Below are 1219 nucleotides of genomic sequence, written 5' to 3' on the forward strand. Positions count from 1 at the left end.
TTATTTAATGATTTCGCTGACCACGCCTGCGCCGACGGTATGGCCTCCTTCCCGAATGGCGAACCGTAACCCTTGCTCACACGCAATCGGACTAATCAGTTCTATCTCCATCTGCACATTGTCTCCCGGCATGACCATCTCCCGATCCGGCGGTAACTTCGCTACCCCCGTCACATCCGTCGTCCGAAAATAAAACTGCGGCCGATACCCCGTGAAAAATGGCGTATGCCGACCACCCTCCTCCTTGGTCAATACATACACCTCCGCCTTAAACTGCGTATGCGGCGTGATACTCCCCGGCTTGGCTACCACCATCCCCCGCTCTACCTCATCCTTATCCACACCCCGTAATAATAACCCAACATTATCCCCAGCTACCGCCTCGTCTAACACCTTCCGAAACATCTCTACCGAGGTGCACACCGTCCGCTTCGTCTCCGGCCGAATCCCAACTAACTCTACCTCCGTCCCCGGCACAATCCGACCCCGCTCCACTCGACCCGTCACCACCGTCCCGCGACCCGTAATCGTAAATACATCCTCCACACTCAATAAAAACGGCTTGTCAACCTCACGCACCGGATCCGGAATGAAACTATCTACCGCATCCATTAACTCCCAAATACTCTTACACTGCGGACACGACCGATCCGCACACCCATGCCCTAACGCCTGTAACGCACTCCCTCGAATAATCGGCGTCTTGTCCCCAGGAAACTCATACTTGTTCAATAACTCCCGAATCTCTAACTCCACTAAATCTAATAACTCCGGATCATCCACTAAATCTACCTTGTTCAAATACACCACAATCGCCGGCACCTCAACCTGACGCGCTAATAAAATATGCTCCCGCGTCTGCGGCATCGGCCCATCCGCCGCACTCACCACTAAAATACTCCCATCCATCTGCGCCGCCCCCGTAATCATGTTCTTGATGTAATCATGATGCCCAGGACAATCAATATGCGCATAATGCCGCTTCGCCGTCTGATACTCCACATGCGATAACGCTACCGTCAATATCTTCGTCGCATCCCGCCGAAACATCTTCGCATCCGCCTTCGCTACCTCATCGTAACTCTTCGCCTCCGCTAACCCACCCGCCGCTAAACACCGCGTTATCGCCGCCGTTAACGTCGTCTTCCCATGATCAATATGCCCTATCGTACCCACATTCACATGTAACTTCGTCCGCTCAAACTTCGGCTTCGCCATA

The 1219-nt window shown here is 53.3% G+C and carries 1 protein-coding gene; it reads right to left on the bottom strand.

Annotated elements, in window-relative coordinates:
• On the bottom strand, window positions 1-1218 hold the full coding sequence (tuf, locus tag N3A72_12435; GenBank protein MCX7920384.1) for an elongation factor Tu: 1218 nt from the start codon (window positions 1216-1218) through the stop codon (window positions 1-3).
• Window position 1219 lies beyond the last annotated feature (1 nt).

The organism is bacterium (genome assembly GCA_026416715.1).
Lineage (GTDB): Bacteria > UBP4 > UBA4092 > JAOAEQ01 > JAOAEQ01 > JAOAEQ01.